Consider the following 14,270-nt stretch of genomic DNA (forward strand, 5'->3'; position numbering starts at 1 on the left):
GTTTCTTCTTCAGCTGTTTACAACCGAACTCTCTTTTATTTTCACTTGTTGTTTAGGGCTGTAGAATGAAGCTCTCACAATAATCAGTACGAGGCTGACCGCGAGGAAGATTAAGCCGGCTATCGCCGTGTATTGTGTGCCCATCCCTGTGATGAAGGCTCCACCGATAAACGTACCAACTGTGATACCCAGATTGGCAAAGGCTACAAATAAACCGTTTGCGAAATCAGGTGCTTCCGGTGCAGCTGAAGTAATCCAATATTGAGAAATATTAAGTCCCAGGGTGAAGAGGACTCCCCATACTGCAATTAGGATAATCATTGGCGTTGAATAATGTCCGAAGACGAACACGAGCGTGTAAATAACTCCAAAAACAAGTGGATAAACGAGCGCAGTTGGAATTGCTTTTTGGTGAAGAGATTTGCCAGCTAGCAGATTGCCTGCAACACCTGTTACACCAAACAGGATTAACATGAGGCTGATTTGTTTGCCCGACATATGCGTTACGTCATTCAGATACTCCGCGAAGAAGCTGTACATGGCATACATAGCCGAGTTTATGGAAATGACGGTTGCTATACTGATCCAGACCAGAGGTTTTCTCAAGACACTCAATTGTGCTCCGTAGGTTAGCTTCTCTTGTACAGGCATCGATGGAACGAAGAGGCTGATCGCTGTGAAGGTAATGGCATTGACGACTGCAAAGAACCAGAGCGAAGCTTCAAGGGAAATGGTGTCAGCGATAAAAGAGGAGATCGGCGTGCCAATGACCATTCCGGCAGTGACGCCCATGAATACTTTGGAGGTCGCTTGAGTGACCTTCTCTTTGCTGACCATATTAGCGGCTGCTACAAATGCTACCGAGAAGAAGACCGGATGGAGGAAGGCGGGGACGATGCGAGCGATTAAGAGTACGGTGAAGTTAGGGGCATATACGGAAACAACATTGGAGATGACAAAAAGTCCGATAACTAGTAGCATTACTCTCTTGCGATTCATTCCCGAGAAAAGCAACGGCATCACAGGGCCTGCAATCGCAACAGCTAATGCGAAGAGACTGACAAGCAGGCCGGTTTGAGAAGCGCTAATGCCGAATTGCTGAGAGATCTGGGGCATGATTCCGATAACCCCCATTTCTGTATTGATAATACCAAAGACACCAAAGGCAAGAATGTAAATAATAAAATATTTAGCCATAGTCTATCCCTCTCCTTACAATCGTTTTGGGCAGCTGGTTGAATTTTCTTGTTGTTCGAATTTTCTAGTACAATAGGATAATAACATACGCACGCAGGAAGTCAACCATTATTTTAAAGTACTAGTATTTTGGTACATTAGTAATTTGAATGGTACGTGTTTATGTGTTATTCTTGTCATATGAGAAAACAATATCAACCACAAACAAGCGAAATTCGTTTATCAACGGTTCTGCACGCCTTAAGCGATCCGCGGCGCCTGCAGATTGTGCTCAGCCTTCAAGATCAGAAGGAACAGAACTGTACGATCTATCATGACTTGATGCCCAAGTCGACGCTTACTCATCATCTAAAAGTCCTTCGGGAGGCAGGTGTGACCAAGGTAAGAATTGAAGGGACGCAGCATTTTTATTCCTTACGGACAGACGACCTTGAGCAAATATTTCCGGGATTGATGATATCCGTGTTAAATGTGAAGCCAGAACTAATTGAATAAGATAACAAAAAGGCACAGACCCTCAAAGGATGAGGAGACTGTGCTTTCTTCTTTTCCTGAACCGTTTGGCGGCGGTACCGTAGAGTTCAGGGATTTAAAACCATTGCTCCCGGTTACCCATATGATACAATAGGAAGCTGTGTGGAATGTTTTTATTTGTGCTGCCCTCCTAAGGACGGCGCAGCCTTTTATGCATGTGCAAAGGAGCTATTTATATGAATCATTCTATTCCTTCTAACGCGCTGATCACCATTGCTGGTACAGTTGGTGTAGGCAAATCGACCCTAACTTCAGCTCTGGCTGAGCGCCTTGGCTTTCGCACTTCGCTGGAGCAAGTCGATCATAATCCGTATCTGGAGAAGTTTTATCATGATTTTGAAAGATGGAGTTTTCATCTGCAAATTTATTTTTTGGCCGAGCGTTTTAAGGAGCAGAAGGCGATTTTTGAGGCAGGCGGAGGCTTTATACAGGACCGTTCCATTTATGAGGATACCGGCATCTTTGCGAAAATGCATGCGGATCAAGGGACAATGAGCGCAACCGATTATGAGACATACACCAGCTTGTTCGAAGCCATGGTGATGACGCCTTATTTCCCGCATCCGGATGTGCTTATTTATTTGGAAGGCAGCTTGCCATCTATTCTGAATCGGATCGAAGCGCGTGGGCGCGAAATGGAAATTCAGACGGAACATACCTATTGGGAGCGGATGCATGAACGTTATGCCACCTGGATCGGTGAATTTAACGCGTGTCCGGTGGTTCGCCTTAACATTGACGAATATGATGTCAACGACCCGGCATCGGTGGACGGTATTATTGAGCAAATTGGGGAAGCAATCAGGTTTTCACGCCCGGTGAAACCGGCAGCGGCACTAGTAAACGGAATAATAGTGTAATGGAAAGCAAAAATAACTGCCGGGATTCCCTGCAGTTATTTTTGCTTTTAGGATGAGATCGAATCGTTTACAATTTGGCAGTTTTTAACCTTTTTCTTCAGGAATGCATTTAATCGCTCGGAGAACAAGAGCAACGCTGCTGCACAGATGACGAGATACATCGGGAGAATCCCAATTGTAATTGAAGAAGCAAGCAGACCTAAGAGTGGCGGCATCAGCGTGCTTCCTGTATAAGCGACAGCCATTTGATAGCCCATAATGGTCTGCGAATGCTGTTTCCCAAACCGTACGGGAGTTTCATGAAGCATACAAGGATAGATTGGTGCGAGACCAAGCCCTACAATCATGAAGCCTGCAAACGAGAAGCCGTCAGGCAACGGAAGGAAGAGCAGAAGAGCACCAATCAAGGCGATCAGTTGGCCTCCACGTATAAGATTGCGGTTGCTTACTTTAAAAGTGATGAAGCCTGTAATAAACCGGCCGGCTGTGATGCCTGCATAGTAGAGCGACACCCATTGCGCTGCTGTTGACGCGGAAACATCCTTCATATTCACGAGGTAGCTTGCGCCCCATAAACCAATGGTTGCTTCGATGCCACAGTACAATAAGAAAGAGACAAGTGCGAGCTTGACGCCTTTGATCTTCAGGGGAGGTGTTGAGGAGTCCTCATCTGGGAGCACATCTATTATCTCCATATGATCTGAGGTTGCGTTGGCTTTATGAATCTTAGCTACCCGCTCCCATAACGGAAGGGTGAAGAACAAGATGATGACAAGCACGCATTGGATGGCAGCAACGGTCAAATAGCCGTATCTCCAGGCGTTATTCGAAATGAACTGGGCCATAATGACCGGACCAAGTGTAGCGCCCACACCCCAGAAGCAATGCAGCCAGCTCATATGATGAGCTTTATAATGAGCAGCTACATAATTATTTAGGCCAGCATCAACTGCTCCTGCACCTAACCCAAGCGGAATTGCACATACAAGCAGCCATGCCAGGGAAGGGGAGGTGGAATATCCAAGTAATGCGCCGGCGGTCATGATGCAGCTGACAAGCGTCACTCTTCCCGTACCAAAGCGTCTTAAGATAGTTCCGCTCGCAAGACTGGATACAATGGTACCTGCAGCGATTGTCATATAAAGCACGCCTGCTGCCCCAAGCGGGGCGTCAAGTTCCGGCCTCATAACCGGCCATGCGGATCCAAGCAAGGAATCCGGGAGACCTAAACTGATGAAAGCTAAATAAATAATAATCAAAAAGAAAGTAGCCATACGGTTTCACCTGTTTCTTTATTCATTTTTTCCTATGCTGCTGCTTGTTCCGCTAATCATAAGATCCAGTCCAAGGCTCAACAGGCCGTTCATATAATCCTGTTTCAGATCACTTGTTGTCAGCAGCGGGAGATGCTCTTGCGGGATATATACCGCACTTTGCCTTGCAATCTGCTCAAGAATGGAGCTGTTAACCTCGGCATTGTAAAAAATAATGGCATGCGGGTTAATAATCGCTGTAAAGGAAGCAATCAGTCTGCTGATGGCATCAAGCCGTTCGTTATCGGCCTTCTTATGCATCGCTTGCTGAAAATTGCGGTCCTCATATTGAGGCACATAAGATACCTCGCCGGAGAAAAACGTACTTCCTCTGACTACATCTCCATTAATCATAATGCCGGCACCTGGACCAAATTGTCCGAAGTAAAGATAGACCAGGGATGAATGAGCCTGTTGTCTGACGGTCTTGTAGTACCCTAGGACAGCGGCATTCATATCGTTTTCAACGACGACGGGCAGCGCCAATTGCTCTTCCAGATGACGCTTCAAATCGAAATTCTGGAAGTGGATGTAATCGGGCATATGAATAATTCGTCCGTTATTGACCGCACCTGGTACGCCGATGGCAATGGATTTGATCTTTGGATGACTCTCGATGAATTGTTTGATATGCTCCGTTAAGCTGGGGACGTCATTGATGAAAGCGCTGGAGGTGGTGCCATGCTCCTTCACTTTACCCGCACAGTTAAATATCGTATAACTCAAATCAGACTTCTCGAATACAATCGCAAGTCCAAGCATGAACTCCGGATTATAAGAATAGCGCTGCGCTCTTCTTCCACCGCTTGAATCGTCGAGCCCAACAAGAAGGAGCTCACCGCTTGCTTCCATTTGCGTTAAAAACTTGCTGATGGTTGGAAAGCTGATGCCAAGCTTTTGGCTAAGCTCCGCTTTCGTAGCACTTCCAAGTGTAAGCAGAGTGGAACGAAGGCCATGGAGAATGATGTTTTTCATATCTTTTGGCGTTGTTTGCAAGATGATCAGCTCCTCTATAGACTTATTAAACAACTTTAATAAGTTGATATGAGCGTATCAGAAAATAACATGCAGAGCAAGATGTGGAGCGGGAGTAATTTATTTGTTTACGAACAGGGAGCCAGAGCGGAGTTACTGCTAAAACGGAGGGGCGGAGCCAGCACAGACTGACCAAATTTAGGAAGATAAGGCCTCCAAAGGGCCTTATCGACGAATTTTCAGTCGGATATCAGGGTTGATGGGATGGAGGGGGAGAGGGACTTTAAAGCAGGCCCTATTAGAAACTTAAGTTGTTGAAACTGAGCTATTTCTTGGAGGATAAGGTCCTTTGGGGATCTTAACGTAGTAGCTGTCGACCGACATCTAGCGCTATCTCTTCTCCACCGCGATCAAATATGGGGCGGTGTTCCGTTGCGGCTGGCGGTATAGCACTGCCGCATATACAGCCCCTGGCAGCGCGGCTGCCCAGCCCTCCACAATCGCTGCCTCATCTGCGCCGCCCGGATGTCCAGGGTACAGCGCGATCGTTACAATACCGCCACGGCGCAGTAAAGACAGCGCTGCATCGAGAGCCGAAATTGTTGTTTCCGGGACGGTAATAACTGTCTCATCGCCGCCCGGCAAATAGCCGAGATTGAACATAACGGCTGCAACCGTACCTGCTATGGAAGGACCAACAGCCTCTGCCATATGGGCATGGCTTGCCAGGTGCAGCTCAACTTGAGCAAGCTTGTCCTGATGAGTATAGGAGTTAAGTCGCTCCCGTGTCCGGTCAAGCGCATCCTGCTGGATGTCAAAGGCATGTACGCTGCCGCGTGGTCCAACCAGCTCGGCGAGCGCGAGCGTATCTACACCGCCTCCAGCTGTCGCATCAATGACAGTATCACCGGGCTGAACGCGTTCGGCGATCCATTTATGTGCCATGCTCAGTATCGACAGAAATCCCATTTTACACCGCCCCCCATAGCTTGCCTTGCCAAGTGTTACGGCGCTTCAGCTCCGCATCAATGGCGTTTAGAACAACCCATTTCTGCATGCTCCACATCGGCCCGATAAGAAGATCTTTGGGAGCATCTCCGGTTAGCCGCTGAATGATTATCTCTGGCGGCAAGAATTCGAGTGTATCAACAATCAGCTTCACGTATTCGTCCAGCTCAAGGAACTGTAAAAGACCAGCTTCGTATTGTTTCACCATTGGCGTTTTGCGCATGAGATGGAGCAGGTGAATCTTAATGCCCTGCACATCCATCTGAGCGACTGCACGTCCCGTGTCGAGCATCATCTGATGCGTCTCCTGCGGGAGACCGTAAATAATATGTGCACATACTCGGATACCGCGCTCGCGCAGGCGGCGTACGGCATCCAAATAACAAGCCGTATCATGGGCACGGTTAATCAGCTGGGAAGTTGACTCATGTACCGTTTGAAGGCCCATCTCGATCCAGAGGTAAGTTCGCTCATTAAGTTCTGCTAGGTAATCAACGACATCATCCGGCAGGCAATCCGGCCGTGTTGCGATGGACAGGCCAACAACGCCAGGCTGCTGCAAGATTACTTCGTAATATTCCCTTAATTCTTCAACGGGAGCATACGTATTCGTATAGGCCTGGAAGTAGCCAATGTAGCCTGCCTCCGGCCATTTCTGATGCTGACGCTCTTTAATCGCATGGAATTGGGTCACAAGATCATCACGCCGTCTTCCGGCGAAATCACCTGAGCCGCGGGCACTGCAGAACGTACAGCCGCCTGTTGCGATCGAGCCATCGCGGTTCGGACAGGTGAAGCCGGCATCCAGCATGACCTTGAATACTTTGCCGCCGAACTGCTCACGCATCTCGTAGTTCCATGTATGAAATCGTTTATCGCCCCACAGCTGCGGCTGATCAGGCGTTAATTGCAATAAATTAGTGTTCATGCCGTTCTCCTTTTTCCTGATAAGAATTGCAACCTCAATTTTATCGGAAACAAGGGGGAAATACCACGCCGGATTATAGGGCTGTAATAGGACATATTAGGAACGAGTACGAGCTGGAAATTTTTTTTCGAAAAGTCAGATTTGGGCTTGAAAAACCTTACATGATCTGTTATATTAAAAGTGCGACATATCAATAAAAAAACCTTACATGCTTTATTCGTAGCGATCGTCATAAAACGTCGATAAACTGGAAATAATGTAAAATAAATCGATGAGGTGATCTTAATGAGCCAAACAAGAATTCCGCATGGTGATGAGAAGGTAACGGTTGAATTAACGGTAAAAGAATTGATGGCGCTTTCAGGAATTCGATTCCATAATAACCACCATATTGAAATATCGGCACGCAAGAAATTGAACGAAGTCATTGAAAATACTTGCCGAGATGTTCAATCTGAGGGACCAATTGATTATCAACTGCTTGTTTAAACTTACAGCGATGACAAAATCCATACAGACGTGAAGCCTTGACGATTCCACACATCGTAAAGGCTTTTTCTTTTGCCTTCCTGCACCTTGCATCTTTACAAGGCGGTGTATCTTGGGCACAATAAGGACTAGCTTAATTAGTAGGAGGATCAATACAAGATGCGTTTAAGAGGTAGAAAAGGTATTCGCGAGTCGATCGAGGCCCAGCCGGAGCTGGTCGTACTTGACGCAAAGCCGCTCAAAGGCAAGTGGCGCGAATTTTTTGGCAATGATAAGCCAATCCATGTGGAGCTTGGCATGGGGAAGGGTCGTTTTATCAGCAATATGAGCTTCCGCAACCCGGATAACAACTACATTGGTGTCGATATGTATGATGAGCTTATCCGCCGTGCCAGCGAGAAAGCCCGTGATATTTGGGAAGAAGGCGGAGTAGAGGATCCGCCGAATCTGGCGCTGCTTCGTGCGAATATCGAGCATATCGAAGAGATGTTTGAGCCAGGTGAGATCGAACGGATTTACCTTAATTTCAGTGATCCATGGCCAAAAAGCAAGCATGCACGCCGCAGACTGACACATCCGCGCTTCCTGATGAAGTATGCGCAGCTGCTGAGCGAGCGTGGAGAAATCCATTTCAAGACGGATTCGGAATCGCTCTTTGAGTTTTCCTTGAACAGCTTTGCAGAAGTGGAGATGCAGCTTCGTAATATATCGCTTAATCTTCATAAAAACGGCCCGCGTGAGGATCTTGTCTTTACCGAATATGAGATGAAGTTTATGGAGAAAGGTCAGCCGATCTTCCGCCTAGAAGCGGTTATTGGTGAAGCGGTTCTGCAAGAATATCGTGCCGGTAAAAAAGAAAAGTCGCTCCGCGAGGAAGCCGAAGCTGCCGAGCAAAGCGACCAATCCGAAGATTAAATTTTTCTAAAATAACGTAACTGTCCAGCCATATTCAACAGTCAATGCCGTCAGCGTGCCGACAAGCGCGCCGGCGGCGACATCGGATGGATAATGCAAGCCAAGATACATACGGGACCATGCTACCGACAGGGCTAATAACGCCGCGATCGGCATGATAACAGGGAACCAGACACTGCTTGCCGAAATAATTGGAATAATATATGCAAATATGGCTGTTGTATGCCCGGAAGGGAATGAAGAATCAACAAGCGGCTTTTTCCCTGTATTTACCCCGTTTAAAGCTTGATAAGGACGCAGCCTCTTCATTTTTCGTTTGACGACATAGACAGGAAGATGACTTAAGAATACAGCCGTAAAGCATTGCCAGCCAGTTAAGCTCCAAGGATTTGGGGCAAACATGGCAACGAGGAATGAGCTGGTGAGTGTAAATGACGCTCCCCCAACATGCGTCACCGTTCTTAGCCATAGCCCAAGACATCGATGAAACCTGCTTTGTGAACGACGTTGATTCGCCCACAGGATCATTTGCATTTCTCTTGATCTTAACCACCCTATCATTCTTCTCATCCGGTTCCTCCTAAAAGAATTGCGAAGCAATTCTACTTCGTAAGCATTAGCTTAAGAATTGCGAAGCAATTCTACTTCGTAAGCATTAATTCCCACACATTATAATCGATATCTGCCTATTATTGTTCAATAATTAAGCTTGTGCAAGTTTTAAGTTTATACGAAGGCCTATATTTTCAAAGCTTCACGAACTTTTAAAATCAGGTTGATCATCGCCTAACAGTCCTCCTGTAGACTGGAACCGATCAAGGTTCATTATAAGGAGGCGTCCTGTATGAGAGTTGCGCTTTTTACCGACACTTTTGAGCCCGATGTGAACGGTGTGGCACGCACGCTTGGCCGCTGGACGGACTATTTGAAGCAGAAAGGTGCCGAAGTGCTTGTGCTGGCGCCGGATCCGGCTTCCGGCAAGTTAAGCGGCAAAACGTCAAGCTCAGTGGAACGCTTCGCAAGTCTGCCATTCTTCTTATACCCCGAGTGCCGTCTGGCACTGCCTAATCCCATTCATATCCGCAGAGCGTTAAAAGAGTTTTCTCCGACCATTATTCATGTCGCTACCCCGTTTAACCTCGGTCTTTGCGGCATTCATTATGCCCGCAAGCTTCACATTCCGCTTGTTGCGTCCTATCATACCCATTTTGATCAATATTTGCCGTTTTACAATTTGCAATGGATGGCAAAGCTGTTATGGAGATATATGGAATGGTTTCATCAAGACTGCCGGTCCATTTATGTACCTTCTCATTCGACTCATCAGGATTTATTGGATAAAGGCTGGGATGCCAGCCGGCTTGAAATATGGAGCCGAGGCATGGATACGGAAGTCTTCCATCCGAATGTTGACCGGGAGGAGTGGCTGTGTCAGCAAGGAATCGACAGCAGTCGATTTGTCGTGCTTTATGTTGGAAGATTAGCTCCTGAGAAAAATGTCGATATCGCGCTTGACGCTTTTGCAGATTTTCGGCGCCATACATGTCCGGAAGCAGTCTTTGTTATCGCTGGCGATGGACCTTCGGCAGATGCACTTAAGGAACGTTGCCGCCGTGAAGGAATCGATGCTCGTTTTATTGGTTTTACGGCGCTGCCTGATTTGCAAAAGTGGTATGCTTCCGCGGATTTGTTCTTGTTTCCGTCGGAGACAGAAACATTTGGCAATGTTGTGCTGGAGGCGATGGCCTGCGGGACACCAGTTATCTGTGCGGACAAAGGCGGCGTTACCGATTCCGTCTCGCACGGTGTAACAGGAATGTTATGCGATTCGACCGATGCACATTCATTTGCGGAAGCCATGGAGCTGCTCTATAACAATGACGAACGGCGTGCAGCAATGGCTGAGCAAGGCCGAATATACGGCCTCAAACAATCGTGGGAGGCTATTTTCGACAAGCTGGCTTCAAGCTTTGAACGGTATTCGACACCTATTCAGCCACAGATTCGTCACAAAGCAAAGTGATGAACTGGGAACATTGTCTCAAGCTTGCACGTATGTATTGGACGTAAGGGCTAAAAAATTAGGAAATGGATGAAAATAAGGGCGATAGGGCGGAATAGGAGGTAATGTAACCATCTGATTGGCATGCAAGCGTTTTAATGGCTGGATAATCGATAATGGCGGGATATAGCGGTTTTGACAAAGATAAGCATTGTGTGGAAAATCAAAAAGGTCTCACGAATCGCTGATACAAATAAAAAAGCGGCGTAAGGACACATGAGAGAAATGATAGTAAAGAGCCTGTCAGCGTCCGAATGAGGATGATTAGAACGGGCAATTAAAAAGGGGTCTCAAGGGGGCAGTACCGAAAAATGTTCAACACGATCATGCTAGTGTTCCAAATTGTCTTTGCATTGCTGGGCTTGTACCAACTGTTTTTGACATGCTTTGGCTGGCACCGAAAAAAAGAAGATGTATCCCATCCTCCGCAAAAGACATTCGCTTTGCTTATCGCGGCGCACAATGAAGAACAGGTTGTCGGGGCGCTTATTGAAAACTTGATGAAAATGAAATATCCTCGCGAGCTGTTCGATATTTTTGTTATCTGCGATAATTGTACCGACCGCACCGTCGATATTGTGAACAGCTATGAAGGCGTTTATGCCTGCGTTCGTAATAACAAAAGCCAGCGCGGTAAAGGCTATGCAGTAGAATGGATGCTGAAGGAACTGTGGAAAATGCCTAAAAGTTATGACGGCGTCGCTATTTTTGATGCCGACAATTTGGTGGCAACAGACTTCCTGCAGTACATGAACAATGACTTGATTAATGGACACCGGGTTATTCAAGGCTACCTGGATACAAAAAATCCGAACGACTCGTGGATCAGCTCGGCTAATGCGATCAACTACTGGTTCTGTAACCGACTTTGGCAGCTGCCACGCACGAATCTTGGTCTAGCTAACTTCCTCGGAGGCACGGGGATGTGCTTTGATGCCAAGCTGCTGCAGGAAATGGGCTGGGGCGCAACAAGTCTCGTAGAAGACCTTGAGTTTACAGTCCGCTGTATTCAGCGGGGAATTTATCCGAAGTTTAATTTCGAAGCGAAAGTGTTCGACGAGAAGCCGATTACGTTCCAGGCATCGGCACGTCAGCGGCTGCGCTGGATGCAAGGACATTTCGACGTTACACGCAAATACATGCTGCCGCTATTGTGGCAGGGGATCAAAGACCGCAGCATGACAAAGATTGACGCTGCGCTCTACGTTTTTAACGCATATAACTATTTAGCCGGCTTCTTCATCGCTGCGATCATCTGGGGCGATATCGTCCTGTTTGGCGGAAACGACGTGGAATCGGTGTACAACCTGCTTCCGATTTGGCTGAGTGTGCCTTACATGGCGTACGTATTTATTCAGATTCCGCTCTCGATGTATATGGCGAAGGTGCCATGGAAGCTGTATCTGCGGATTCCAACTTTCTTGCTGTTCACTTTGTCGTGGTGGCCGATTACGGTTCACGCGTTCTTCACGCAAAACAACAAGAAGTGGAGCCACACACAGCACACACGTGTTATTCGTCTCGAGGACGTGCAAAGCAAACAGCTATAATTACACGTGATATAATGGGTTGACACATATAAATCCATTATGTTATAGTATGTCGGTAACGTTTTTGACAAACATATTTGCACAAGCAGAAGCACCCGCTTCTCACCTTTCGGTACAGCCGACTGGTTCGCGATAATCGACTAAGGTTAACGAGTTGCTTCCCTTGAGAAGTAACAAGGGCAGCCATAATGAACGGTTATACAATGCGGGTTCGTGCGAACCCGCATTTTTTATTTTGTAAACAAACATAAACATCCTATCTTGGAGGTGGCACGTTATTAGCAGAGAACATCAAATCAACGATGAGATCCGGGCCAGAGAAGTACGACTTGTTGGCGCGGAAGGTGAGCAGATCGGCATCAAATCGATCCGTGAAGCTATGCAAATGGCAATTGATCTTAGTCTGGACCTGGTGAATGTAGCACCAACGGCTAAACCACCGGTATGCCGGATTATGGACTACGGTAAATTCCGTTACGAGCAACAGAAGAAAGAAAAAGAAGCACGCAAGAATCAAAAGATCGTCGACCTTAAAGAAGTTTGGTTCCGTGCCAACATCGACGAGCATGACTACCAAACGAAATTCCGTAATGTCGTTAAGTTTTTGGGTGAAGGCGACAAGGTTAAAGCTTCCGTACGTTTCCGCGGACGGGAAATCGCCCATGCGTCGATCGGCCAGAAAATTCTGGATCGTCTGGCGCAAGAGGTTGCCGAAATATGCAGCGTAGAACGTGCACCGAAGCTGGAAGGCCGGAGCATGATTATGATTTTGGCACCAAAAAGCAACACTTAAATAAAGGGAGGATAATCGACATGCCTAAAATGAAAACACACAGCAGTCTGAAAGACCGCTTCAAAATTACTGGTACTGGTAAAGTAAAACGCTATAAAGCGTTCAGAAATCACTTGCTTTCCCACAAATCCGGTCGTCAAAAACGTGTACTTGCTGGCCAACCACTGATGGCAGCTGGCGACGTTCGTCGTATTCAACAAGGTCTCGCTAACCTTAAATAGTAGCAATTGTTCAGATAAGATAATCCAATTCAACCTACGGGAGGTTTCCACTCATGGCAAGAGTTAAAGGCGGTTTTGTCCGCGCTCGTCGTCGTAAAAGAATTCTTAAACTAGCAAAAGGTTATTTCGGTTCGAAGCACCGTCTGTTTAAAACAGCAAAGGAGCAAGTTGGTAAATCGCTTCTTTACGCATACCGTGACCGTCGTCAAAACAAACGTCAATTCCGCAGACTGTGGATCGTTCGTATTAACGCGGCTGCTCGTCTGAACGGTCTTTCCTACAACAAATTCATGCACGGCCTGAAACTGGCTGGCATCGAAGTAAACCGCAAAATGCTTGCTGATCTGGCTGTTAACGACATCAACTCGTTCAACTCCCTTGCTGGCGTTGCAAAAGAGAAAATCAACGCTTAGTTTCTAAGCGTGATATAGAAGAGGTTGTTCCCTTTAAGGGGGACAACCTCTTTTTGTCTTTTAAGACGATGGTTAAATAAGGGCTGGAGATGGCTGCAACCGGTATGCACGCGGGCTGACACCGTGGAATGCGCTGAAATGGCGGGTAAACGGATGTATGGATAGATAGCCAAGCCGTTCGGCAATAGCGGTCACCGAATAATTCGTTTCAACGAGCAGTTGAGCAGCTTGTTTCATCAGCAGTCTGTGGCGGTAGACACTTGGTGTATACCCGGTTTCGCGCAGAAAGAGGGAATGGAAGTAGGAACGCCTCAGACCACACATCGCCGACCACTCCTCTACGGAGGAGCGCATCTCTGGGTGCTCGTTCAAGTGCGCGAGCAGCTTGACGATCCGGAAGTCACTTGGCTGGCTGGTGTGAATAACGTTGTACCAGCTAAGCATCCAGGCGTACAGCAAGCTATTTACCAGTTCGGCACGGTAGTGCTTAGCTTCTTCGAATTGCTTGGCTAACGTAACGAAGGAATCGTAAAGCCACGGATAGGGCTGGAGTGAGAAACAGCTTGGCAGCGAGTCCAGCTCTGAGCTTACCTCCATCACCGAGCTGGACTCCAGTGAGAATGGCTCAGGCGCGTGAATGAAGACCCGGCTAAGAGATACGGGATTAGATGCACCTGTCCACATGTCGCAATAGAGGTTGAAGGAAGAGAGTGGTTGTCCTTTTGTAATATGGAAGGCATGGGGCTCACCCGGGCGCAGGAAAATTAAGGTATGCCGGTCGATCGGGTACAGCTTCCCGTTCACTTCCATTTCGCCAGGCCCGTCTAGAAACAGATGGAATGCATACACATTGCAGACACGCAGCTTCTCGTTCCAACCGCCAACATATAGATAACGCATGGAATCACCGACATAAGGCTTTAATTCATTCAAGTTTTTCATCGCTTTCCCCCTGCTTTGGCAATCGTCCACCCTCTAGGGTACAATCATTCATAAAATTACCGGACTAATC

At 47.2% G+C, this 14,270-nt stretch carries 16 protein-coding genes and 1 other annotated feature; of the genes, 9 read left to right on the top strand and 7 right to left on the bottom strand.

Annotated features, from left to right (window positions below; translation table 11 throughout):
- Nucleotides 1-9: 9 nt before the first annotated feature.
- On the bottom strand, nucleotides 10-1,197 hold the full coding sequence (locus tag AB4Y93_RS16225) for an MFS transporter (RefSeq protein ID WP_441893678.1): 1,188 nt from the start codon (nucleotides 1,195-1,197) through the stop codon (nucleotides 10-12).
- A gap of 180 nt (nucleotides 1,198-1,377) precedes the next feature.
- Here AB4Y93_RS16225 and AB4Y93_RS16230 point away from each other — a divergent pair, with 180 nt between their 5' ends.
- Nucleotides 1,378-1,692, top strand: coding sequence for an ArsR/SmtB family transcription factor (locus AB4Y93_RS16230; RefSeq protein WP_441893680.1), 315 nt, complete (start codon nucleotides 1,378-1,380; stop codon nucleotides 1,690-1,692).
- Between the two features lie 215 nt (nucleotides 1,693-1,907).
- On the top strand, nucleotides 1,908-2,591 hold the full coding sequence (locus tag AB4Y93_RS16235; RefSeq protein WP_441893682.1) for a deoxynucleoside kinase: 684 nt from the start codon (nucleotides 1,908-1,910) through the stop codon (nucleotides 2,589-2,591).
- A gap of 47 nt (nucleotides 2,592-2,638) precedes the next feature.
- Here AB4Y93_RS16235 and AB4Y93_RS16240 read toward each other — a convergent pair whose 3' ends face one another.
- The 4 genes from AB4Y93_RS16240 to AB4Y93_RS16255 all read right to left on the bottom strand — a co-directional run bounded on the left by AB4Y93_RS16240 (nucleotide 2,639) and on the right by AB4Y93_RS16255 (nucleotide 6,815).
- Nucleotides 2,639-3,865, bottom strand: a complete 1,227-nt coding sequence (locus AB4Y93_RS16240) for an MFS transporter (RefSeq protein ID WP_441893684.1) — start codon at nucleotides 3,863-3,865, stop codon at nucleotides 2,639-2,641.
- Nucleotides 3,866-3,883: 18 nt separating this feature from the next.
- Entirely contained in the window at nucleotides 3,884-4,879 is a 996-nt protein-coding gene (locus AB4Y93_RS16245) for an ROK family protein (RefSeq protein ID WP_441893945.1), read from the bottom strand.
- Between the two features lie 390 nt (nucleotides 4,880-5,269).
- Nucleotides 5,270-5,848, bottom strand: a complete 579-nt coding sequence (locus AB4Y93_RS16250; protein ID WP_441893686.1) for a class I SAM-dependent methyltransferase — start codon at nucleotides 5,846-5,848, stop codon at nucleotides 5,270-5,272.
- A 1-nt stretch (nucleotide 5,849) separates the two neighbouring features.
- The gene (locus AB4Y93_RS16255) at nucleotides 5,850-6,815 is read right to left on the bottom strand and encodes a TIGR01212 family radical SAM protein (protein ID WP_441893688.1); all 966 of its coding nucleotides are present in this window, start codon (nucleotides 6,813-6,815) and stop codon (nucleotides 5,850-5,852) included.
- Between the two features lie 285 nt (nucleotides 6,816-7,100).
- Here AB4Y93_RS16255 and AB4Y93_RS16260 point away from each other — a divergent pair, with 285 nt between their 5' ends.
- Nucleotides 7,101-7,304 (top strand): hypothetical protein, encoded by a 204-nt coding sequence (locus AB4Y93_RS16260; RefSeq protein ID WP_441893690.1) that lies wholly within the window; start codon nucleotides 7,101-7,103, stop codon nucleotides 7,302-7,304.
- A 159-nt stretch (nucleotides 7,305-7,463) separates the two neighbouring features.
- Nucleotides 7,464-8,219 (top strand): tRNA (guanosine(46)-N7)-methyltransferase TrmB, encoded by a 756-nt coding sequence (trmB, locus tag AB4Y93_RS16265; protein ID WP_167282130.1) that lies wholly within the window; start codon nucleotides 7,464-7,466, stop codon nucleotides 8,217-8,219.
- Nucleotides 8,220-8,225: 6 nt separating this feature from the next.
- Here the strand turns inward: trmB and AB4Y93_RS16270 are convergent, their stop codons facing one another.
- The gene (locus AB4Y93_RS16270) at nucleotides 8,226-8,789 is read right to left on the bottom strand and encodes a phosphatase PAP2 family protein (RefSeq protein ID WP_441893692.1); all 564 of its coding nucleotides are present in this window, start codon (nucleotides 8,787-8,789) and stop codon (nucleotides 8,226-8,228) included.
- A 274-nt stretch (nucleotides 8,790-9,063) separates the two neighbouring features.
- On the opposite strand from AB4Y93_RS16270, the gene AB4Y93_RS16275 reads away from it, so the two are divergent.
- From AB4Y93_RS16275 to rplT, 5 genes are all read left to right on the top strand, one after another.
- Complete coding sequence (locus tag AB4Y93_RS16275) at nucleotides 9,064-10,242, top strand: glycosyltransferase family 4 protein (protein WP_441893694.1); 1,179 nt, start codon at nucleotides 9,064-9,066, stop codon at nucleotides 10,240-10,242.
- Between the two features lie 350 nt (nucleotides 10,243-10,592).
- Entirely contained in the window at nucleotides 10,593-11,831 is a 1,239-nt protein-coding gene (locus tag AB4Y93_RS16280) for a glycosyltransferase family 2 protein (protein ID WP_167282136.1), read from the top strand.
- A 77-nt stretch (nucleotides 11,832-11,908) separates the two neighbouring features.
- Nucleotides 11,909-12,070 (top strand) — a sequence feature (ribosomal protein L20 leader region).
- A 56-nt stretch (nucleotides 12,071-12,126) separates the two neighbouring features.
- Entirely contained in the window at nucleotides 12,127-12,624 is a 498-nt protein-coding gene (gene infC / locus AB4Y93_RS16285; protein ID WP_167282366.1) for a translation initiation factor IF-3, read from the top strand.
- 20 nt (nucleotides 12,625-12,644) lie between these two features.
- Nucleotides 12,645-12,845: a 50S ribosomal protein L35 gene (gene rpmI / locus AB4Y93_RS16290; protein ID WP_091186665.1), complete on the top strand. Its 201-nt coding sequence runs from the start codon at nucleotides 12,645-12,647 to the stop codon at nucleotides 12,843-12,845.
- 53 nt (nucleotides 12,846-12,898) lie between these two features.
- Nucleotides 12,899-13,258 carry a 50S ribosomal protein L20 gene (rplT, locus tag AB4Y93_RS16295; protein WP_167282138.1) on the top strand — a complete coding sequence of 120 codons (360 nt, stop codon included), beginning with the start codon at nucleotides 12,899-12,901 and terminating at the stop codon, nucleotides 13,256-13,258.
- Between the two features lie 72 nt (nucleotides 13,259-13,330).
- On the opposite strand, the gene AB4Y93_RS16300 is transcribed toward rplT, so the two are convergent.
- Entirely contained in the window at nucleotides 13,331-14,200 is an 870-nt protein-coding gene (locus AB4Y93_RS16300) for an AraC family transcriptional regulator (RefSeq protein ID WP_441893697.1), read from the bottom strand.
- Between the last annotated feature and the right edge of the window lie 70 nt (nucleotides 14,201-14,270).

The sequence above is a fragment of the Paenibacillus sp. YAF4_2 genome, assembly GCF_052113225.1.
In the GTDB taxonomy this organism is placed as follows: Bacteria; Bacillota; Bacilli; order Paenibacillales; family Paenibacillaceae; genus Pristimantibacillus.